This window comes from Pseudomonas sp. PS01303 (assembly GCF_029959385.1).
Classification (GTDB): Bacteria; Pseudomonadota; Gammaproteobacteria; order Pseudomonadales; family Pseudomonadaceae; genus Aquipseudomonas; species Aquipseudomonas rustica.
This window is the reverse complement of the sequence record NZ_JASCPK010000006.1, coordinates 25481-44040: the sequence shown is the minus strand read 5'-3', so window position 1 is coordinate 44040 and position 18560 is coordinate 25481. Positions and strand designations below refer to the sequence as shown.

Annotated in this window: 26 protein-coding genes and 1 tRNA gene; 13 read left to right on the top strand and 14 right to left on the bottom strand. The window is 52.3% G+C overall.

Annotated elements, in window-relative coordinates; all coding sequences use genetic code 11:
• Positions 1-69 precede the first annotated feature (69 nt).
• The 4 genes from QMX93_RS04510 to QMX93_RS04495 form a co-directional block, all read right to left on the bottom strand.
• Entirely contained in the window at positions 70-237 is a 168-nt protein-coding gene (locus QMX93_RS04510; protein WP_007914082.1) for a hypothetical protein, read from the bottom strand.
• Between the two features lie 127 nt (positions 238-364).
• Complete coding sequence (locus tag QMX93_RS04505; RefSeq protein WP_053116853.1) at positions 365-784, bottom strand: YMGG-like glycine zipper-containing protein; 420 nt, start codon at positions 782-784, stop codon at positions 365-367.
• Between the two features lie 136 nt (positions 785-920).
• The gene (locus tag QMX93_RS04500) at positions 921-1292 is read right to left on the bottom strand and encodes a hypothetical protein (protein ID WP_053116852.1); all 372 of its coding nucleotides are present in this window, start codon (positions 1290-1292) and stop codon (positions 921-923) included.
• A gap of 326 nt (positions 1293-1618) precedes the next feature.
• Complete coding sequence (locus QMX93_RS04495; RefSeq protein WP_053116851.1) at positions 1619-1807, bottom strand: hypothetical protein; 189 nt, start codon at positions 1805-1807, stop codon at positions 1619-1621.
• Between the two features lie 192 nt (positions 1808-1999).
• Here QMX93_RS04495 and QMX93_RS04490 point away from each other — a divergent pair, with 192 nt between their 5' ends.
• The 6 genes from QMX93_RS04490 (at position 2000) to QMX93_RS04465 (ending at position 6394) form a co-directional block, all read left to right on the top strand.
• Positions 2000-2350 (top strand): YceK/YidQ family lipoprotein, encoded by a 351-nt coding sequence (locus QMX93_RS04490; protein WP_282353069.1) that lies wholly within the window; start codon positions 2000-2002, stop codon positions 2348-2350.
• Positions 2351-2616: 266 nt separating this feature from the next.
• Positions 2617-4098: a site-specific integrase gene (locus QMX93_RS04485; protein WP_282353067.1), complete on the top strand. Its 1482-nt coding sequence runs from the start codon at positions 2617-2619 to the stop codon at positions 4096-4098.
• A gap of 369 nt (positions 4099-4467) precedes the next feature.
• Entirely contained in the window at positions 4468-4776 is a 309-nt protein-coding gene (locus QMX93_RS04480) for a hypothetical protein (protein ID WP_282353065.1), read from the top strand.
• Between the two features lie 60 nt (positions 4777-4836).
• Positions 4837-5268 (top strand): response regulator, encoded by a 432-nt coding sequence (locus QMX93_RS04475; protein WP_282353063.1) that lies wholly within the window; start codon positions 4837-4839, stop codon positions 5266-5268.
• A gap of 88 nt (positions 5269-5356) precedes the next feature.
• Positions 5357-5854, top strand: a complete 498-nt coding sequence (locus QMX93_RS04470) for a hypothetical protein (RefSeq protein ID WP_282353061.1) — start codon at positions 5357-5359, stop codon at positions 5852-5854.
• 93 nt (positions 5855-5947) lie between these two features.
• Positions 5948-6394, top strand: a complete 447-nt coding sequence (locus QMX93_RS04465) for a hypothetical protein (protein ID WP_282353060.1) — start codon at positions 5948-5950, stop codon at positions 6392-6394.
• A 265-nt stretch (positions 6395-6659) separates the two neighbouring features.
• Here the strand turns inward: QMX93_RS04465 and QMX93_RS04460 are convergent, their stop codons facing one another.
• Positions 6660-7235, bottom strand: coding sequence for a recombinase family protein (locus tag QMX93_RS04460; protein WP_282353058.1), 576 nt, complete (start codon positions 7233-7235; stop codon positions 6660-6662).
• Positions 7236-7365: 130 nt separating this feature from the next.
• Positions 7366-7584, bottom strand: a complete 219-nt coding sequence (locus QMX93_RS04455) for a hypothetical protein (protein ID WP_282353056.1) — start codon at positions 7582-7584, stop codon at positions 7366-7368.
• Between the two features lie 352 nt (positions 7585-7936).
• Between QMX93_RS04455 and QMX93_RS04450 the strand changes: the two genes are divergently transcribed.
• From QMX93_RS04450 to QMX93_RS04440, 3 genes are all read left to right on the top strand, one after another.
• Entirely contained in the window at positions 7937-8236 is a 300-nt protein-coding gene (locus QMX93_RS04450; protein WP_282353054.1) for a hypothetical protein, read from the top strand.
• A gap of 24 nt (positions 8237-8260) precedes the next feature.
• Entirely contained in the window at positions 8261-8659 is a 399-nt protein-coding gene (locus QMX93_RS04445; protein WP_282353052.1) for a hypothetical protein, read from the top strand.
• 76 nt (positions 8660-8735) lie between these two features.
• Complete coding sequence (locus tag QMX93_RS04440; protein ID WP_282353050.1) at positions 8736-9545, top strand: hypothetical protein; 810 nt, start codon at positions 8736-8738, stop codon at positions 9543-9545.
• 4 nt (positions 9546-9549) lie between these two features.
• Here QMX93_RS04440 and QMX93_RS04435 read toward each other — a convergent pair whose 3' ends face one another.
• Together QMX93_RS04435 and QMX93_RS04430 are read right to left on the bottom strand one after the other, a co-directional pair.
• Complete coding sequence (locus QMX93_RS04435; RefSeq protein WP_282353048.1) at positions 9550-10212, bottom strand: hypothetical protein; 663 nt, start codon at positions 10210-10212, stop codon at positions 9550-9552.
• Between the two features lie 745 nt (positions 10213-10957).
• Entirely contained in the window at positions 10958-11431 is a 474-nt protein-coding gene (locus QMX93_RS04430) for a hypothetical protein (protein ID WP_282353046.1), read from the bottom strand.
• 375 nt (positions 11432-11806) lie between these two features.
• Between QMX93_RS04430 and QMX93_RS04425 the strand changes: the two genes are divergently transcribed.
• Positions 11807-12385: a hypothetical protein gene (locus QMX93_RS04425; RefSeq protein WP_282353044.1), complete on the top strand. Its 579-nt coding sequence runs from the start codon at positions 11807-11809 to the stop codon at positions 12383-12385.
• Between the two features lie 124 nt (positions 12386-12509).
• Here the strand turns inward: QMX93_RS04425 and QMX93_RS04420 are convergent, their stop codons facing one another.
• The 5 genes from QMX93_RS04420 to QMX93_RS04400 form a co-directional block, all read right to left on the bottom strand.
• Positions 12510-12746 (bottom strand): hypothetical protein, encoded by a 237-nt coding sequence (locus QMX93_RS04420; RefSeq protein WP_282353042.1) that lies wholly within the window; start codon positions 12744-12746, stop codon positions 12510-12512.
• Positions 12746-13108: a hypothetical protein gene (locus QMX93_RS04415; RefSeq protein WP_282353040.1), complete on the bottom strand. Its 363-nt coding sequence runs from the start codon at positions 13106-13108 to the stop codon at positions 12746-12748. The genes QMX93_RS04420 and QMX93_RS04415 overlap by 1 nt, the downstream gene beginning before the upstream one ends.
• Positions 13105-13728, bottom strand: a complete 624-nt coding sequence (locus tag QMX93_RS04410) for a hypothetical protein (protein WP_282353038.1) — start codon at positions 13726-13728, stop codon at positions 13105-13107. Before QMX93_RS04410 ends, QMX93_RS04415 begins: the two co-directional genes overlap by 4 nt.
• Before the next feature lie 875 nt (positions 13729-14603).
• Positions 14604-14693, bottom strand: a tRNA-Ser gene (locus tag QMX93_RS04405).
• A gap of 84 nt (positions 14694-14777) precedes the next feature.
• Complete coding sequence (locus tag QMX93_RS04400) at positions 14778-14924, bottom strand: hypothetical protein (RefSeq protein WP_282353036.1); 147 nt, start codon at positions 14922-14924, stop codon at positions 14778-14780.
• Between the two features lie 64 nt (positions 14925-14988).
• Here QMX93_RS04400 and QMX93_RS04395 point away from each other — a divergent pair, with 64 nt between their 5' ends.
• The 3 genes from QMX93_RS04395 to QMX93_RS04385 all read left to right on the top strand — a co-directional run bounded on the left by QMX93_RS04395 (position 14989) and on the right by QMX93_RS04385 (position 17721).
• Positions 14989-15678, top strand: coding sequence for a crotonase/enoyl-CoA hydratase family protein (locus tag QMX93_RS04395; RefSeq protein ID WP_053116849.1), 690 nt, complete (start codon positions 14989-14991; stop codon positions 15676-15678).
• Between the two features lie 216 nt (positions 15679-15894).
• Entirely contained in the window at positions 15895-16617 is a 723-nt protein-coding gene (locus QMX93_RS04390) for a 1-acylglycerol-3-phosphate O-acyltransferase (RefSeq protein WP_282353034.1), read from the top strand.
• A 132-nt stretch (positions 16618-16749) separates the two neighbouring features.
• Positions 16750-17721 (top strand): magnesium and cobalt transport protein CorA, encoded by a 972-nt coding sequence (locus QMX93_RS04385; protein ID WP_053116847.1) that lies wholly within the window; start codon positions 16750-16752, stop codon positions 17719-17721.
• A gap of 110 nt (positions 17722-17831) precedes the next feature.
• On the opposite strand, the gene QMX93_RS04380 is transcribed toward QMX93_RS04385, so the two are convergent.
• Positions 17832-18554 (bottom strand): amidotransferase, encoded by a 723-nt coding sequence (locus QMX93_RS04380; RefSeq protein ID WP_282353032.1) that lies wholly within the window; start codon positions 18552-18554, stop codon positions 17832-17834.
• Positions 18555-18560: the final 6 nt, after the last annotated feature.

Sequence of the window (18560 nt, the reverse complement as noted above, 5' to 3'; positions counted from 1 at the left end):
GTAAGGGCCTCATAGATAAAGGCCCAAAGATTCTATGATCACACCATCAACGAGTCGTATTTTAAGAAATCACTGCTCATCCTCATCCTCTTCATACTCCATATCCGCCTCATCCGAATCATTCAGCGGCACCGTCGCATCATCCATCAGCGATCCCGGATCCTCATTCCCCGGATCATTGATAAACGGCAGCCCACTAGAGCCTTTCTCTTCCTTGCCTTCAGTTTCAGGAGTCATGGCAAACCTCATCATTTCCGGGGAGTGTAGACGTTCGAAAAGTCCTGCAGCCAATCGTTCCAGCGCCTGACCGGCAAATACGAAAAACCCGGCAAATAGCCGGGCTTTCGCTAAACCATTCCATCAATCAATGATGGCGGTTCTTATGCTTGTTCTTGTGCTTGTGACCCCCACCGGAATGAGATCCGCCGTCGTCACCCAGGTTATTACCGACCGCACCACCCGCGGCGCCGCCCAATCCTGCGCCGACAGCCGAACCGGTTGATCCGCCGACGCTATTACCAATCACCGAACCACCCGCCGCGCCCAGGCCACCGCCGATGGCAGCTTCAGTGCGATTGTTTTTATTCGCCCCAACTGCACCGCCAGCCGCGCCGCCGACACCTGCGCCGACCGCCGCACCGGTGCTGCCGCCGAGTTGTCCGCCGACCACGTTGCCCAACACGCCACCGAGCCCACCGCCCACGGCGGCTGAACCATCGCCGGCGGCCATTGCGCCTTGCGCCACGAGCAGTCCGAAAAACAGTGCAGATAATGACAATCGCATATGTACCTCACAGTTCCCGAATCGGGACAGTTCGCCCCAGCGGGGGCCTATGTGAGATTGGAGAGGTTTGCGGGAAAATCGTTCAGCCATGAAAAAGCCCGGCATCGAGCCGGGCTTTGTCTGCAAGCGATCAATCTCAGTGACGCTTGTGGCCTTTGGCCAAGTTGCTGCCGACGGCACCGCCCGCCGCGCCGCCCAGACCAGCACCGATGGTGGCGCCATTTCGGCCGCCCAGGCTGTTACCGATCACCGAACCGCCCGCCGCGCCAACACCGCCGCCAATGGCCGCTTTCGTCCGGCTGCCTTTGCGTGCGGCCACTGCGCTACCGGCCGCGCCCGCTACACCTGCACCAATCGCTGCACCGGTGCTGCCGCCCATTTTCTGACCGACGACATTACCCAGCGCGCCACCCAGACCGCCGCCCAATGCAGCGGTGCCGTCGCCGGCAGCCATTGCTCCTTGAGCGAACAGAAGGCCGAGAACCAGAGCGGGCAATGTTAAACGCATGACGAAAACCTCAAAGACAGAGAAACAAAAAGGGGCGCGATTGAATGCCGTCACAGCGGCAAAGTCCAGATAAAAACGGACGCATCCGCGCAATGGGCGCCGATTGGACAGTGATTTCAGAAAAGGTTTTATGACGGGCAAAAAAAAGCCCGCTGGGGAGACGGGCTGGAGACTTGCTTTCTAACGGATGGCTTCACCCTACTTAAGCGAACGTGAAAAGTTTGTGAAAGAAACACAGATCCTGACGACCATCTGTAGGTGTAGTCCGAAATCAAATCTCAGAGCATAAAAAACCCCGTTCTTAGACGGGGTTGGTTGGCGGAGAATCATTTTCGGGCGCGTGCCGTGACCTTGGGTAAAAACTTCGCTTTCGGCCCTTTCGGCACCGTGGACTTGATCTTGCCGGTGTGAACCGGATCCTCGCCGAAACCAGACTGATACTCGGTCTGGCCACAACGAACGCAGTTGTTAAACGGAAACTCGGCGCCATCGTCTTCGATATACGGTTCTGTCATACCTTCGCCCCTGCGATGCGGATCGACACCGGCAAAACTTTTTTGCCTGAAAAAATATCGACCTCCAAGGCTTTTGAGACTAGCCGGTCATTACTGGACTTGTGGTTCAGATCGACCGATGCCCGACGAATGGCCTACCCCAATTAAACACGCTAATCTGGCACCCTCATCTCATTGCCAAGGATTGCGAGTATGACAATAAAAACCATCGCCTTGCTGCTTTCAGCGCTAGCCGTTACTGGCTGCGGCACGATCAGCAGTGTCGTGCAGGAAGACACCTTCGCCGGAAATGATCTAAAAAAACGCCAAACCTACTGTGATTCGATTTCGCGAATTTACAGCGGCGTCGGTTACGACTTCTGCATCCTGCACGCACCCGATCTGCCGATAAAATCCTGGAAGGGTCGCCCTTCAGCCCCGCTGGTTTTGATAGATCTGGCAGTCTCCGGTGTGACAGATACGTTGGTATTGCCATACACCGTGTATCAACAGGTCAAACACGGCAATATCGAAATCTACCAGGCACAAACGTCCGCTCAGTGAGCAGCGCAACTTCACGGCGGTGCCAGTCGGCCTACTGATCTCGAAATCAAATCCGCTGTCCAATAAATTCCAGACGCCTGAAACCACAAAACCCCTGACTTCTTTCGAAATCAGGGGTTTTGTGTACTGAATGTGGCGGTGAAGGAGAGATTCGAACTCCTACCGCCTCAAGCCCTTATAGCCCGGTATCACAGGGCTTCATAGATGGAAAGTAGTACAAGTGAGTAGTACACTCAGGTGTATCACTTCCCTTTCCGCGTGACCCCATGGCAGACAATCTGATTCAGAAAAAAGGCGAATCCACTTGGTATGTGCGATTGGCTGTGCCCGCAGATGTCCGTGCAGCTATGGGCGGTAAAGCCGTGCTCATTCGCTCATTGAAAACCGGGTTACGCGGCGAGGCATTGGAACGGCGACTTGCAATCCTAGCCGAGTGGAAGGCAGCGATTGCACAAGCTAGAGACAGACGTGCGAATCGTGGTGACGCTTGGAAAGACCCGTTACAGGCAGCAGCCCAAGACCTTGCTCAAAGAGTACGCGAAATGAAAATTGCGGCGGTTCTAGGTGAAAAGGATGAGTCCAAGCCCGCCCCTTTCGCACTAAAAAGTCCGTTCAAAACCTATCAAAAACGCATTCCAGAATTGGAATCACGTCAGGAGGAAGCTGACAGGGTCATCGCGATGACAGGGATAGATGGTGAACTGGCTAAGATCGGATTTGAAAACGAATTAGCTTCGGCGATCTTGATAAAACGACTCGGAAAATTACACGAGCTTTCGCCAGCAGAGCAGGCAGAAGCTCAACTAATACTCAATGACCCCAAAGCACACAACCCGAAGTCGCCAGTCACAGCAGCTCGGCTCAAGACGTATCGGGAATTCAGGGAGAGCCGTGGGGGCGCTCCTAAACACGTCGATCAGCAAGTGGGCAAGATGGAGCGGTTGTCGGCCTTTCTCAAGAAAGAAGAATTGCCTCTCAACTTCGACACGATTGATGCGTGGTTGAAGTCGTTAGACCGGGCGCCAGCAACATTAAGCCAGTATCTGATGGCGGGCACTGCCTTCTGGAAATGGGCGATGAAATACGATGCGGCTTGGCGAGAAGAATACAAGGACAAAGTGAACCCGTTCCTTGGTCACGATTTGCCACAGGGTGGTGGCTCGGAGACAGCCGGACAGGATCGAGAAATCTACACAAGCGCTGACACCAGCAAGCTGCAAAACGCCGCACTTGATAATAACGATAAGCCTCTCGCTGACCTGATCACGTTGGGCTGGTACACGGGGGCTAGAATCGAGGAATTGTGCCAGCTCAGCAAAGACAGCGTGATTAATGTTGACGGCATCAAATGCTTCGACTTCCCCAAGTCCAAAAGCAAAGCAAGCAAGCGTGTAGTGCCGATTCATCCAAGCTTGCTGTCTACCGTTGACCGTCTCGCCAGAGACACCACAGACACGTTCCTAATCCCCACTACCTCGCATGACCACTACGGCAAACGCTCGCATGCAATATCAAAGGCGTTTGGCAGATTGAGAACACTAGCGGGATTCAGCAAGCTCCACGTCTTCCACAGTTTCCGTCACACCGTAGTGACTGAGTTGATTAGGGCAGACGTTCCAGATGCCTTGGCGAAAGAGTTAGTCGGGCACGAGACAGGATCAGTGACCCATGACATTTATTCAAAAGGTGCTTCAACCAAACAGAAGCTCAAAGCGATATCGAAACTCCCCACACTAACGAGTGTTTAAACGTCAGCTCCGCTGAAGGAAGTCAGCCATTAAAGTCGCAACTGTGCCCGCCCCATTACGAGCACCGTTGCATTCCACATTGTTAAAGAGCGGCACTGCGGTGAACGATTCATGACTGCACTCCTAATGTGCGCTGGGTACGTCATTACGTGTGAGTCGAACGGTTCGTGCCGCCCGCCCCATTGGTTGAGTGGTGAATGTACACGAAAGCTGGAAAAAAGTCAACCAAACTATTGACATATCAATTTTTGTATGATCTCCGATTCATTCTCAGCTACTCCCGCCACCCGTCATACCAGCCTTGATGCCCTCGCACTCGAAACGTTACTGTACGCACATACAGTGTTTGATTTGGATCTGGTGTGTGCGATGGAAAACGATTTGATCGATGATTCTGGGTTTGAGCTGGGCATGCTCTCCGTTGAAGGCATGCTCCGTCACGAGTGTGATTTGCTGCACTCAGAGCTTGAGGTGACCCGGCGTGACCTACGTCGCGCTCATCAAACCATCGGCGGGATGATCGTCATGCACCAGACGCTGAGCAAGGAGCTGGCTGCACTCAAGGTTGAACACAACCGGATAAGCTTGCGCCTGAGTCAGTTCTACGAAGTTGACCGTGCTAAAGAGGTGGCGAAATTTGGTTACAGCTACGGCGACCATCTCAATCGCAAACCGTAGACCAAGCGCTCCAAAGGTGAAAAACTCAAAGGCCCAAACTGGAGGGCGGACAACCTCGCCATGGATGTGAATTTCCAGCTACAGCCAATCGATGGACATATCGTAGTTGTCGAGGACGATCCCCTCTTACGCGACCTCATGCGAGAAATCCTGACCGATATCGGCGCTCAGTGTGTCGCGTTCGGCACTGGCGACGACGCCCTCATCCACCTTCTTGAATCTGGCACTAAGTGCGCCTTGATCATTGCTGACCATGGGTTACCCGGACAGGTACAGGGTGCTGAGCTGGCTGCACTGGCACAGGGGAAATGGCCGGAAATACAGGCCATCATCACCAGCGGCTGGACTGACAAATTTATCGGCCTCCCTGCCAACATGGCCTTTCTCTCGAAGCCTTGGTCTGTTGAACAACTGGTAACCACCATCGCCGAACTACTTCAACCGGGCGTACCCGCCACCAAAGTCTCACCGCACACAAGCGAGCGATATTGAGGGGCCAGGTTCAACGTGTGACGTGATGGCAGAGTGCCAAACGAGGATGTAAGCTTTGCCAATCACTCACGCCCCACAGAGATTTGCCATGAGAACAAGGATAGCAGTAGCGGTTGCATTACTAGGCTTGGCGGCTTCCTCACAGGCTTTCGCGCAATGGAGCACACACACAGAAGACGACATCTTCTCTGGGGGGAAAAAGGCAATGCTGTGGGGAGACATCAGCCAGACACAGTCAGTAGCCTTTGATTGTGACTCAGAGAGTCTGACCCTTGCACTGCTACAGAAAGAGAAATGGAGCGAGACCAGAACCAGCACTAGCTGGAACCTGCTCATGAAAGTGGATAAGGGCGAAATTCACCGGTTCAAGGCAGTAAGCCTCAAGCGCAATGACATTTACATCCAGTATGTGACTGTTGAAAAAGACGAAATCCTCAAGCTGTTAGCGGATCTTCGCAATGCCAAAACACCAATCCTACTGGGGCTGCAATCGGATGAGTTTGATTCCAAATGGTCTGGAACAGTCTCTCCAACCGGGTCAACACGCGAGACAGACAAATTCCTTGAAGCTTGCAATCTGAAGTAGGGAATCTGGGTTCCTGGCCCAACGTGCGACGTGATAACAAGCGGCCACTCCACCCACTCACATACTGCGACTACTTCGAATTGGAACGCGCCTATGAAAACGCTTGCCGCTCTCGCTACCTGCTTGCTGGCTCTCTCAGGATGCCAAGACTCGGAAGAACAACGCCTACTGACAATCGCAGAGGCGGCAAAAAAGAGTATCGCTGCGAACTACAAAGACCCTGACTCGGTGCTTTTTAAGAATCTGACTTTAGACTGGAACAAAAAGCATATCTGTGGTGAGTTGAACGCCAAAAATGGGTTTGGCGGATACATAGGCTACGACGTTTTCAGGGCAGAACTAAAAGGGGCTGGAGCCCAAACTTCAATTGCGAGCATGTGGACAATCAGAGACAGATTGAATCAGATTTTCGATGACAGCATGACGGGACGTATCACCGAGTATGAAGCTGGTAAAGCAAGACTTAACGTCATATTCGAGTCTACATGTACCGACGCAGACAGCTCGAAAAGTCCAATTTTCATTCCTGTAAAAATTTAACCACAATGGTGTTTCCAGATTCCAATCGCCCGCCGAAAATTTCGACCACTCAGACAAATGCTCTGGCCTCACAACCGGATTTTTAACAAACCGGCAGCGCGGCTAAGCAAGAGGAAACCGGGGCCAACGAAGCCCCAAGGTTTCCTAAAATAATCTACTCAGTTGTTAAAGAGCGGTGTTGCATTGCTGGCCCTGCACGGCGCCAAACGTGCATACGTCATCTACTGCACTCCTAAGGTGCTACACCCACTGATACCATGCTGTATCAGGCGTTAGTGCGGTTCCAGTGGCGTTTAACTGTCGCAATTCCTATACCAAGCTCAGCAGACACCTCTGCCTGTGACTTGTTGTTGCTCTTCCAGAAGAGAACCCTCTTCGTGGTGTCCATCGCTTCAGGCCGACCCAGTTTTTTACCCTCAGCTTTTGCACGCTTCAAACCCTGCTGAGTACGCTCGATCAGCAAGTCACGTTCAAACTCCGCTACAGCGCTCAGCACCTGCATCGTCATCTTGCCCGCTGGGGACGTTAGGTCTACCCCACCCAACGCCAGACAGTGAACACGGATACCGTTCTCAGCCAAGGTCTCGACGGTCTGGCGCACATCCATCGCATTACGTCCCAGACGATCAAGCTTGGTGACGATCAGCACGTCCCCACTCTCCATACGATCCAGCAGCTTCTGGAAGCCGGGGCGTTCCTTGGCGGCGACGCTGCCCGATATGGTTTCCTCGATCACCCGGCTCGCCTGTACATCGAAACCAGCAGCCTTGACCTCTTGGGTCTGGTTCTCGGTGAACTGGCCTGAGGTCGAGACTCGGGCATACAGGAACGTACGGGACATGGCGGCTTTTCCTTGGTATCGCTTAACGTGGGATCACCATAACTCAGCATCACCAAATCCACAAAGCTATTTTTATGATACCCGGCAGCGGGCCGACAGACGGTATCGTTTAACGGTCGTTTGATGATCCCTACACCTGACGAAGCTGGTAGATCGCGTCACTGAGTGTTCGAGCGTGTGAGTCCAGTCCGTGCAGCGCTGCTAAAGCATTGTCGGCGGCGATGTCGCCTCCTTGGCTCTCAACCCAATGAATGAGTTCTTCCAGCGCTGCGGCGATTCCGTGTTGGTTACGCAGCAAGATCGTAAGCGCATCCGCTGTAGCGATGTTGGCACTTGTGTTGTGTGACATGGCATTCATCCTTGAGGGGTGGTGCAGGAATCGTAGCTCAGCCGTTGGTAGGCTGAGACTGGAGAGCGTGCTTTTGCAGAAATCGGTGATTCCGGCTCAAAACTGCCGTTTTGGCGTAGAAACCTCGGATTGAAGCGTTCTCACCGAATCCGGCTTATCCCTCTTTGCTACAGGCAGCGTAAATGCTGGCTTGTAGCTAAATCCATATATCAACAGAATCTATCAAAAGAATTATTTCGATAGGTTTTCATAGGCTTTCGCCCCGGTTGTTTTGGGATATGGCAGAGGTTTCCGTGACATCTGTCTACACTGGGTGCCACCATGGATAATGGCCTTACTTAGAGGGAATCAAATGAAAGAGCTGTTCGTATTACTAGCCATGCTGACACCACTCATAGCCGTGGCAGACGGCCACAGTTACGACGATGGCATACGGATGTGCAAAAAACTGATTCCCGACATAATACGCAATTATGGATTATCAAGTTTAGAGCTGGTAACTGGTGGCGATGGAGCGCACTTCGCAGATGAGAATTTATTAATTTGCTCTTACTGGACTCCCGTTAAGGAAGAATGGGGTGAGACCACCACAAGGATTGCAACTGCGTACCTCAACACGACCAACTATAAGTTCACTGTGGAAGTCCGCTAACTATACATGAACAAGGAAATCGACATGAACGGATGGCAAAGGTTGGCGCTTGTAGCAAGCGTTCTGGTTGCAACTGGCGTTGGCATCTTTAGATATGAACAGTTCCCAACCCAAGAGAAAATCGCCTCAGAGCATCGACACAACATCATGTTTTGGAGAGACTGCAACACCTACTTTCAAAACAGGGACATTGGAAAATTCAACTCTAATTCACCCTGCTCCCTTTACAAGAGAGAGAGCGTCGAACTGTCCTTGCAAAACGAACTTGAAGCGTACAAATACAAGCTCAGCCTATTACCTGAAAGGCAGGTGCAGTGGACAGCAACAACAATCGGGTATTGGGTGGGGATCAACGTAGCGGCTCTCATTATTATATTCACTACGCTTTGGGTGTACAGAGGGTTTCGCCCCAAGGCAGTGTAATTCTCAATCCCACGGCAAGGAGTCATGCTCATACGCTACCGTATGGCGCTGATGAAACTTACAGCGAGGTTATCCAATGCAAATGGTGGTGGACAGCAACCAACTAAAAAACCCACGACTAAGAGAGTTCCTGCAAGCTTCGACCTTAAATCGAGCGGTATTGACGGATTACGCAGCAATGGAGTCTCTACAGGGGAACGCTGTTCAGAGCATCGTCAATGCCATGGCCATCGCAGGAGACTATCCAGACCAAATTATTGTGCTTAAGACTACACAGTCTATCTGCCAACTCAGCGGCAGAGCCGCTGGATTAAGAAGGCGCTTAATTGATTCGTCTCAAACAGCAGGTTTTGCGAAGTACATTCGTACGCTTAAGACAGCGGACAGTGGTGATCGTGCGATGGTTAACGTAATACAAGAAATGGCTAGGGATGCCACTGAGCAGCTAAATAGAATGCTCAGTGACGCGGCAGATATAGCGCAGATATTCGGCGATATTTCAACAGACTTCAGCAAGGAAGAGCGTGCAATAGTACGAAACAACGAACCATTTACAATCAAGATGATCGATACTCTCATCAAATCTGTAATTGAAGTATCGAGCATACTATTTCTCACCCACCCAAAAGTACCGCGAAAAGTTACTTATCAACAGCTCCCTAACACATTCATCTTCCGAAACTCGTTATGCTGCTGCCTGCTTGCACTTGAATGGACTGCATCTGGGGGTGCCAAATCTGCCCAAAGACACAAGATACGAAACGACATGGTGGACTCCCACTTCGTTACTTATGCAACATATTTCGACGGACTGCTATCCGATGACGCCAAAGCACTACGACTATACAATAGGGCGACGGAAGTTCTGAATATTGCATTTCGTTGACTTTTCACATAGACACTCCACCCGACTCTCCACCCCACAAGTCTGGCTCGTTTGAGCTATCAGCAAGCCCCTTGGGGAGTACAGGCACGTCATAATCGATCTCCGCATCCAACGTATCAGCGAAGCCTTGCAGCGCTTCAAGGACAACTACAGGCGCCTTTGGCGGCTTATCGATATACGCTTCAAGCGGAACATTTTCAAAGACTGGCAATGGCTGCACTGCGACCTCTTGTGATGCGATTACAGCCCCGCCACCCTCAAGCGCTATCACTTCACTACCTAGAACTTTAACATCACTAGAAGACTGCACAGGGACGCTTGCAGAGGCATGTTTGTTATGCAACTGTAGCGAAGCAATGATCTCGTAACTATTAGAGCTTACAAATCCGCGAAGCTTCTTACGCTCCACAACCATATACCCATGCTCCAGCAACTGTTTAATGAATCCCTTCACAGTGCTAACGTCGCACCCAGTATTTTTGGCAATGTCCTCTTGATCATCAAACCAATCATTGCCCAGCGATTTGAAAAACTTGTAGCGATCAACCATGTACACCCAGATGATTTTCTGTGTGCCTGTGAATTTGAATTGCTGGCCAGTAGTTTTACTGACCCAGTGTGTAGCACGCATCATTTCTTTAGGGATCTTGCAAAATTCTTCGGTCATCGTATTCCTCCTATTTTCGGTTATAGGTTTTTCATTAATTCCAAGAACTTGGATTCTTCCATTGCCCCAGCTCGGTAGAGGGCAATCATTTCAACCATCTGTGCAACACGAGCTGCTGCACTAGGGCCACCATTGCCGTTACCGGCCTTCAACCATTCACGACTGTGTTAACGAAATTGAATATTCATTTCATTTCTCCTTGCACGGTAAAATCAATTACCTTACACAGAACAAGAAAAGCTCTTCTGCTTGTACAGTGCAAGAAACCCAAAGGGTGCACTCGGTGCAGCGAACTCAGTGAGCGAAATCACATACGGCATTCAGTCTTATTATTTCTTTCTTGTTATTATCAGTCTTATTAGTAGTGGAATTCCCCCCCTGTGGCGTAGTGGATTTTCCCCTATGCACAGAGGGGAATTCCCCCCCCCTGCGGGATATCCAGCGCACACATTAGGATCAATTCAACACGAACGAAAAGCCGAATCCTGGCACCACACTAGGTGGGATCGAGAACGTTCGGTGCTGGAAAGAGTACTTGTTACACTTCAATTGACCACGCTTTGCGGCAATTGGGGCATGAGAAGTTAAACCAACTTAAAAAACAGATGAGCGTTATCTCATTTAACGCATGAGATCGGACAGGCCTCACGGGTTATTTTTCCATTGCCGCACACAGACCACCCCCACCTAGTGCAAAACCTAAAACGGCGGGGCAAGTGTCTGGAATATCTCTCTTACGGTGCCGCTACTCGTAGGCAGTCTTCACTCGTAGTAATTTAGCGATCTTTATGAGTGAATCGTGGTTCCTGCGGACTGACAAAGGTTTTGGTATCTTTGCCGAATGTGCAAAAGGTGGATTTGAATCTCTCGTCTCGTGGCCGATCCCGTTTAGCTCACGTGACGCCTCTACAATGTTCTTCCTTGAAGGTAATCGAAACAGGAACGCTGCCAATCGATAACAGACAATCACCTCGGCCTTCGATACCAGCTCAGCGGCGTGGTCAAAGACCTTCGCCGATAGCTCCGCATCTTCCATCCCGTTGGTGAGTTTTCCTCGGTGCCGAAGCAGCGTGTTCGCTGTCAGGCCAATCGCCCCTTTGAAATGTTGCACCGGTTCAATCACGAGTTTCAGCACAGCCTGACTGACGATGAATATGAGTATCCCGCCGAAAATTGTGAGAAGGAACTGTAGCCATTGAAACGCAACGCTTGAGGGCATAACACTCGGCCATGTATTGGATGAGCTGGAAGGTTACTCGGTAACTCGGCCTTGTGCCATTAAGTCACACGTCGGGCCAGGTTCTGAGACATTAGGTATAACCAACGCATACGGATGGGGAGCACTGGGATGGGCAATTACTCAAAGCTGCTATCAAAACGAAGCGAGCACACCAAGATTGTCAAAGGCTACTGCGTCATATGTGGGAGTTACGGGACTCTGTCTAAAGACCACGTCCCGCCACAGGGTAGCATCACCATAACCCCAGTCGAACAGTTCCATTTGTCTGAGGTGTACGGTGCGGATCGCAATCCGATTCAGGGTATTTCGTCCATTAATGGAAGCAAGTTCAGAACCATTTGCCGTGTGTGTAACATGACGGCTCTCGGCGCGAACGATGGTGAGATTGCCGATGTGTGCAAGGCACTAACTCGCAAGATCAAGCACTTCTTCACTGCTGCTAATAGCCCGGTTTCCCACGTCCATACATCAGTCAACGCCGTGAAATACTGTCGTGCAATGATCGGACACATACTCGCTGCCACGTCTGTGACAGAGTGCCGAATGCCACAGATAGAAACGCCATACTTCACGCCGCTGCAACGCTTTGTGCTCGGTGATGACCACGCATTAGATGACACACACGACATCTACTATTGGTTTTTCCCACACAGCCATCACCAGAGCGTAAAGCTCTTCAACATGCAAAATGAGCGAAATCGGTGCTGCATGAGTGTGCTTTCATTCTTTCCACTGGCTTTCCTGCTAACCGAGAAAGGTAGAGGAATCTTTCCAGCAGGAGCAGTGAAGCTCGAACTTACAGACCAGTCTCTGTTCGTGAATCTGTCAGGTGCGAATCGCGATTACGCGGCGTTTCCGGCAGTTGGGTTGAGAGGGGATCAAATGATTGCATTGGTGGATCATTTGTCCATCGTGAGCTACCCGATCAAGTGACAGAGCTTCAAATACTATGGGCGTGACAGCGAAACTTATACACCAATCGTCTTATAATCATATTTTTTACTCTCCGATGGAATAAATTCGCTTTATAAAACGTGAAGCCGAGCCTTTCACGTTGTCATCGGAGATGACGTTTCTTTCCTTGTGACCTTCGGTCACGACTGACCCCTGACAGCGTTCGCATTCGTGTCTGCACCCAGCGATAAGAGTAATCGACGTCGAAGCCGTAACATTTACGAAGCCATTGACCCATTGCACAGGCAAAGAGGCGAATCTTCGGATTTTTCATGTGGGTGATGCTGTGGTGTTGCGGAGATTTTTTCAGCTCCTGAATCGGTGTAGCAAGTTTTTCCATTAAAGCTCCTCGAACTCTACGTATACCCACGAACCAGCGGGAACACCTTCATATTTGGTTAGTAGTTGATAACTGTGACTCATGGCTTGACGATTCTCTGTATTGAACTGTTGGCAGGCTTTGGAAATTACACTCTCGTCAAACTCATCAGCACTCATCACAATATTCATAATCCCAGTACGACCATTACTCATTGCTATAGCCTTCTGTGGAAACTCTGGGACAACTTTAGGTAGATCGCCCTCACCTTGTAGCGCTTCGCCCTTAACGACGCCCACAGAGGCCTGTGGAGGCTCTTGGAGAAGCGGGTTAGTCGGATCGTAACGCTCTAACAAAATGCGTGTTGTACCATCGATTATCATGCTGCACTTCCGTCGGTATTCAACTTGCCAGTTTTAATCAATTTCTCACGAAGCTTTGCACGGGAAGCGGCGAGATCATCACGAACTTCTTGTTCACGATTCAAGCGTTGCTGTTGTTCGGCTTGTAGGCGGTCACGTTCATCTTTAGCCAGTGACATTGCCACTTGGCGGTCAATTTCAGCATTCAACGCAGCTTCAAGCTCTGCTTCAAGCTCTGCCTTAATCTGTTTGCAGACTTTAACAAGGTCACTCTCTTGTTGGTGCGGTGGCTTCTTCAAGTAGATAGTAATGAATGATGCCTGAGGGCTCTCAATCAACATTGCAGTCGGTAGTCCTCCCGCTGGCTCAAGTGGAAGCCATCCGGCTGCACGGTATTGGTGATACAACTCATGTGATTCGTCCAATGTGCGAGGATTGAACTCGACGATAGCACCTAGAATACCGGCGCTTGGTTTCTCGATTCGTGATTCGTAGAAGCCTTTTGCGTTTTGGCAGCGTGCTCGGTATTCCGATTCGCTGAATGCAAATTGCATTGGTGTTTGTGTACTCATGATTTTTCTTCCTTCTGTTTTTATGGTTGGCGTTACTTTTTGGCGCTGTTTAGCGCGATGGTGTTGCATGTAGCATCTGTGGCTACAGGTTTGCTTTGATGCTCTTTGTGTTTGCATGGGTGCATTGCAGACCACGCACGGTCTTACTACGGTCAATGCCATTAGGCCTCCGGTGAGAATACGTTGTGTGAGAATAAAGAAACCCAGGTAAAAGTTACCCGGAACGATGTCCGGCTATCGAATGAACTAGTCACCCCAGTGGTTACATGAGTGTATTGCGAATATGGTTCGAGGGCGGAGGAATCGCCCTCTACAGGAATCGACCACCGCCCCTGTTAGGCAGTTCCAGTGACATTTAAGTCTGGTCTAGCAAGTAACGGCCATCGCCTTGCTTATACGATTCGAGAGGCCTGTGGAAACCTTCGGCCTACAGCGAACGGAACACCGGCTGTAACGGGTTCAGTTTGATGCTCGTTGAAATCTGGACGCACGAATACCGCGCTCAACGTTCGGTTGGCCCGGCTAGATGCTCTGGAATTTTGGTTGTTGCTGGTGTTGCGGAGGGGTGAAGACCGGACGAGGAAGTCTCCTCTATCCCTGCACTATTGTCGCACGGAGTCTCTCAAATTGCAAGCATTATTTGTGCCAACTATGAAAAATCTGACGAGCGGTTGTTTGACCACACATGAATCACCGCCCCGGCTTGGTCGGCACGAGCGGTGCACCGCTGACAAGACAGGTCGCTGGAGCGCAGGCTGGAAGTAGACGGACGGCAGGAAGCAGGCGCGCCCACGTATCCACCTCACCCAGACCGGCAGTTTGGGAATGGATCAAGCAGCGGAAGAAGCTGGAAGCGGGAGTAGTACAAGTGAGTAGTACAATGGACTACTACCCAGAAACGAAAAAGCCCCTCAAATCAACGACTTGGGGGGCTTCTCTAAATGTGGCGGTGAAGGAGAGATTCGAACTCTCGATACAGTTTCCTGTATACACACTTTCCAGGCGTGCTCCTTAAGCCACTCGGACACTTCACCGTATCTCTTCAAACATGTTCTGTCTGTCGAGGCGCGCTAATGTAGTCGAAAGCTTTTCCGATGGCAAACTTTTTTTTAAGATTTTCATGCGCTTAAGAGAAAAAGCCGTTTGCCCTGCCAACGGCCCATGGCAAACCGGCCAATCTTCGGTGGGCGCGGCCCTTCTATATAGAAGCAGAATGGCGTGCGGCGCTGGATCAGCCGGGATTCGGTGACCGGCGGGTCAGTCACGGCGCTTTACCTGGCCTGCGGCGGTGGGTAACGTCTGCTCATCTTTCTTACAAGGAATCGCGTCATGAGTGAGTTGATTGCCTACCACCTCGAAGACGGCATCGCGACCTTGACCTTGAGCAACGGCAAGGTCAATGCCATTTCCCCGGACGTGATTGCGGCGTTTAACGCGGCGCTGGATCAGGCGGTGACTGATCGTGCCATCGTGATCATTACCGGTCAGCCGGGGATTCTGTCGGGCGGCTACGATCTGAAAGTAATGACCGCCGGCCCTAAAGAGGCCGTGGCACTGGTGACCGCCGGTTCCACCCTCGCCCGTCGTCTGCTTTCTCACCCGTTCCCGGTGATCGTCGCTTGCCCGGGTCACGCCGTGGCCAAGGGTGCATTCCTGCTGTTGTCGGCCGACTACCGCATCGGTGTCGATGGCCCGTTCAGCATTGGTCTGAACGAAGTGCAGATCGGCATGACCATGCACCACGCCGGTATCGAGTTGGCGCGTGATCGTCTGCGTCGCTCGGCATTCCACCGGTCGGTGATCAATGGCGAGATGTTCGACCCGAAAAGCGCGGTGGACGCCGGTTTCCTCGACAAGGTGGTTTCTGCCGAAGAGCTGCAAGGCGCCGCCCTCGCCGCCGCACGTCAGTTGAAGAAGATCAACATGCTCGCGCACAAGAACACCAAGCTGAAGGTGCGCAAAGCGCTGCTGGAAACCCTGGACAACGCGATTGTTCAGGATCAGGAGCATCTGGGTTAACCCCCGTATCCTGCGTCGAAGAAAAGCCCGACCCGCGTGTCGGGCTTTTTCTTGCGCGCTCGGTTGAAAATGCCGTGGCTGCTCTAGGACGGGTCTGACAAGCAATTCGGAAACATGCGCTTAAACATCGCCTATCTCCCGACTCTATAGTGGCAATTGCCGAAAACAGTGCACATCCGTACACTGCGCCACCTTTTGCGCCGGTGGGGCCTGAAAATGCTGTTCGTGTTTCGTATGTTATTGATGAGCCTGCACTTTATTCTGGCTGGCGTGCTTGGGGTGATCCTCGGCATATGCCGTCCGTTCAATCCGGACAACAGCCGTCTGTGTGCGCGCCTCTATGCATTGCCGGCCATGTGCATTTTGCGTCTGCGGGTGAAAACCGACGTCAGCGGTTTGATGAACAAACCTGCCAGTTGCGTGATCATCGCCAACCATCAGTCCAACTACGATCTGTTTGTGTTCGGCAACGTCGTGCCCTACCGCACGGTGTGCATTGGCAAGAAGAGCCTGAAGTGGGTGCCGTTGTTCGGGCAATTGTTCTGGCTCGCCGGCAATGTGTTGATCGACCGTGGCAATGCGCACAAGGCGCGCCAATCGATGCTCACCACCACCAACACTCTGCAAAACGAAAACACCTCGATCTGGGTATTCCCGGAAGGCACGCGCAACCTCGGCGAAGAGTTGCTGCCGTTCAAGAAAGGCGCGTTTCAGATGGCGATTGCCGCTGGTGTGCCGATCGTGCCGGTGTGTGTCAGCAGTTACATCAAGCACATGCGTCTGAACCGCTGGAACAGTGGGGAAATTCTCATACGCTCGCTGCCGGCGATTCCTACAGCCGGATTGACCATGGACGACATGCCTAAGCTCATAGAGCAATGCCGCGAGCAGATGCGCGAATGCATCGAATCAATGGATCGGCAGTTGCAAGTCGCCTGAAAGCAAACCCGCCTTGTGCGGGTTTTCTTTTGCCGAATGAACGGTGCAGATTTCACTGACTCTCAAGTAGCGACACGGCTAAGCTGAAGCCTTGTATTCCTGCCACCTGCCAAGAAGAAGTGAATCACCACCATGGGTCGAGTTGTTGCTGCTGCTGTGTACAGCGCCGGTAAGAAAGTCACCAATATTTCCCTAGACGAAGGCGCCGCCTGGGCCGCAAAAACCGGCCACTTTGTCTGGATCGGCCTCGAAGAGCCGGACGCTCAGGAGCTGTCCAACCTGCAACGTCAGTTCAACCTGCACGAACTGGCGATTGAAGATGCGCTGGAAAAACACAGCCGGCCGAAGCTGGAAACCTTTGGCGACGCTTTGTTTATCGTCACCTACTCGCCGATCCGTGAAAACGGCGTGCTGCAATTCATCGAAACGCACATTTTCGCCGGCAAGGGCTACATCATCACCGCGCGTAACGGTCACTCGGCGTCCTACGCGCATGTGCGCCAGCGCTGTGAGGCGCGTCCGCTGTTGCTGGAGCATGGGGAAGATTTCGTACTCTATGCGCTGCTCGATTTCGTCATCGAGAACTACCAGCCGGTCGGTGAAGCAATCCATGCCGAGATCGATGAGCTGGAGCGCAACGTGCTGTGCAGCGCATTGAATGAGCGTGATATCCAGAAGCTGCATGGCTTGCGTCGTGATGTCGTGCGTCTGCGTCGCTATGCGGCGCCGATGGTGGAGATCGGCGAGGAACTGCAGAAGCTCAGCTTCCCGTTTATCGACAAGAACATGCGCCCGTACTTCCGTGATGTGCAGATTCACGTGACGCGGCAGATGGAAGACCTCAGCACGCTGGCCGACATTGCCAGCCAGACCATCGAGATCGGTGTGTTGCTGGAGGCGTCACGGCAGAGCGTGGTGCAGCGCAAGTTCGCTGCGTGGGCGGCGATTCTGGCGTTCCCGACGGCGGTGGCGGGGATTTACGGGATGAACTTCCAGAACATGCCGGAGCTGAGCTGGCATTACGGTTACTTCGGGGTGCTGGGGTTTATTGCGGTGGGGTGTGTGAGTTTGTGGGCGAGCTTCAAGAAGTCTGGGTGGTTGTAAGGAAGACCGAGTTGCCTGGGCTATTCGCGAGCAGGCTCGCTCCCACATTGATCGGCGTCATACCGTAGATCTAATGTGGGAGCGAGCCTGCTCGCGAAGCTTTTCAGCCCTTAGGCAGTTTCAGGTTTGTGCGCCACAAACCGCATCATCCATTCCGCAACCGTCGCGCCGTGGTGTTCTTGCTCCAGGCTCGCCACGCCTTTGCTGTAGATCTGCGAACCCAGCGCTTCCTGACGCAGATCCAGCAGCGCCCGCGAGTAATCGTGGATGAACTCGGGATGGCCCTGGAAGCACAGCACTTGATCGTTGATGTGGTACGCGGCAAACGGGCAGAAATCGCTGGAGGCGATGACGGTGGCGTTTTCCGGTAACGACGTCACTTGATCCTGATGGCTGATCAGCAACGTCAGTTCTTCACGCACCGGGCTCATCCACGGCGCCTTGGCCGCGAGTTTGTAGTTGTGGGTGCCGACGCCCCAGCCCTGCGTCGCGCGCTCGCTCTTGCCGCCCAGCAGCAGCGCCAACAGTTGATGGCCGAAGCACACGCCGAGCAGTTTGTCGCCACGCTCGTAACGGCTCAGCAAGTATTCCCTCAGCGTTTCAATCCACGGGTCGGTACCGAACGAATCGGCCTTGCTGCCGGTGACCAGGTACGCGTCAAAGGTCTGCTCGTCGCTTGGGTATTCGCCCTGCATCACGTTGTAGACGGTGAACTCGGCGGCAATCGGTTGCTGCGAGAACAGGCGCTGAAACATCTGCCCGTAACCCTGATATTGATCGACCAGTTCGGGACGCAGGATGTCGGTTTCCAGAATGCAGATGCGTAGCGACATAAAAAA

Bases quoted from the DNA above. Each gene is read 5' to 3' on its own strand.
- QMX93_RS04455 (WP_282353056.1), bottom strand. From the start codon at position 7,584: ATGTCACACAACACAAGTGCCAACATCGCTACAGCGGATGCGCTTACG.
- QMX93_RS04440 (WP_282353050.1), top strand. From the start codon at position 8,736: ATGCAAATGGTGGTGGACAGCAACCAACTAAAAAACCCACGACTAAGA.
- QMX93_RS04385 (WP_053116847.1), top strand. From the start codon at position 16,750: ATGGGTCGAGTTGTTGCTGCTGCTGTGTACAGCGCCGGTAAGAAAGTC.
- QMX93_RS04380 (WP_282353032.1), bottom strand. From the start codon at position 18,554: ATGTCGCTACGCATCTGCATTCTGGAAACCGACATCCTGCGTCCCGAA.
- QMX93_RS04475 (WP_282353063.1), top strand. From the start codon at position 4,837: ATGGATGTGAATTTCCAGCTACAGCCAATCGATGGACATATCGTAGTT.
- QMX93_RS04425 (WP_282353044.1), top strand. From the start codon at position 11,807: ATGACGGCTCTCGGCGCGAACGATGGTGAGATTGCCGATGTGTGCAAG.
- QMX93_RS04435 (WP_282353048.1), bottom strand. From the start codon at position 10,212: ATGACCGAAGAATTTTGCAAGATCCCTAAAGAAATGATGCGTGCTACA.
- QMX93_RS04505 (WP_053116853.1), bottom strand. From the start codon at position 784: ATGCGATTGTCATTATCTGCACTGTTTTTCGGACTGCTCGTGGCGCAA.
- QMX93_RS04430 (WP_282353046.1), bottom strand. From the start codon at position 11,431: ATGCCCTCAAGCGTTGCGTTTCAATGGCTACAGTTCCTTCTCACAATT.
- QMX93_RS04420 (WP_282353042.1), bottom strand. From the start codon at position 12,746: ATGGAAAAACTTGCTACACCGATTCAGGAGCTGAAAAAATCTCCGCAA.
- QMX93_RS04450 (WP_282353054.1), top strand. From the start codon at position 7,937: ATGAAAGAGCTGTTCGTATTACTAGCCATGCTGACACCACTCATAGCC.
- QMX93_RS04510 (WP_007914082.1), bottom strand. From the start codon at position 237: ATGACTCCTGAAACTGAAGGCAAGGAAGAGAAAGGCTCTAGTGGGCTG.
- QMX93_RS04480 (WP_282353065.1), top strand. From the start codon at position 4,468: ATGGAAAACGATTTGATCGATGATTCTGGGTTTGAGCTGGGCATGCTC.
- QMX93_RS04465 (WP_282353060.1), top strand. From the start codon at position 5,948: ATGAAAACGCTTGCCGCTCTCGCTACCTGCTTGCTGGCTCTCTCAGGA.
- QMX93_RS04470 (WP_282353061.1), top strand. From the start codon at position 5,357: ATGAGAACAAGGATAGCAGTAGCGGTTGCATTACTAGGCTTGGCGGCT.
- QMX93_RS04460 (WP_282353058.1), bottom strand. From the start codon at position 7,235: ATGTCCCGTACGTTCCTGTATGCCCGAGTCTCGACCTCAGGCCAGTTC.
- QMX93_RS04500 (WP_053116852.1), bottom strand. From the start codon at position 1,292: ATGCGTTTAACATTGCCCGCTCTGGTTCTCGGCCTTCTGTTCGCTCAA.
- QMX93_RS04490 (WP_282353069.1), top strand. From the start codon at position 2,000: ATGACAATAAAAACCATCGCCTTGCTGCTTTCAGCGCTAGCCGTTACT.
- QMX93_RS04395 (WP_053116849.1), top strand. From the start codon at position 14,989: ATGAGTGAGTTGATTGCCTACCACCTCGAAGACGGCATCGCGACCTTG.
- QMX93_RS04410 (WP_282353038.1), bottom strand. From the start codon at position 13,728: ATGCAACACCATCGCGCTAAACAGCGCCAAAAAGTAACGCCAACCATA.
- QMX93_RS04415 (WP_282353040.1), bottom strand. From the start codon at position 13,108: ATGATAATCGATGGTACAACACGCATTTTGTTAGAGCGTTACGATCCG.
- QMX93_RS04495 (WP_053116851.1), bottom strand. From the start codon at position 1,807: ATGACAGAACCGTATATCGAAGACGATGGCGCCGAGTTTCCGTTTAAC.
- QMX93_RS04445 (WP_282353052.1), top strand. From the start codon at position 8,261: ATGAACGGATGGCAAAGGTTGGCGCTTGTAGCAAGCGTTCTGGTTGCA.
- QMX93_RS04390 (WP_282353034.1), top strand. From the start codon at position 15,895: ATGCTGTTCGTGTTTCGTATGTTATTGATGAGCCTGCACTTTATTCTG.
- QMX93_RS04485 (WP_282353067.1), top strand. From the start codon at position 2,617: ATGGCAGACAATCTGATTCAGAAAAAAGGCGAATCCACTTGGTATGTG.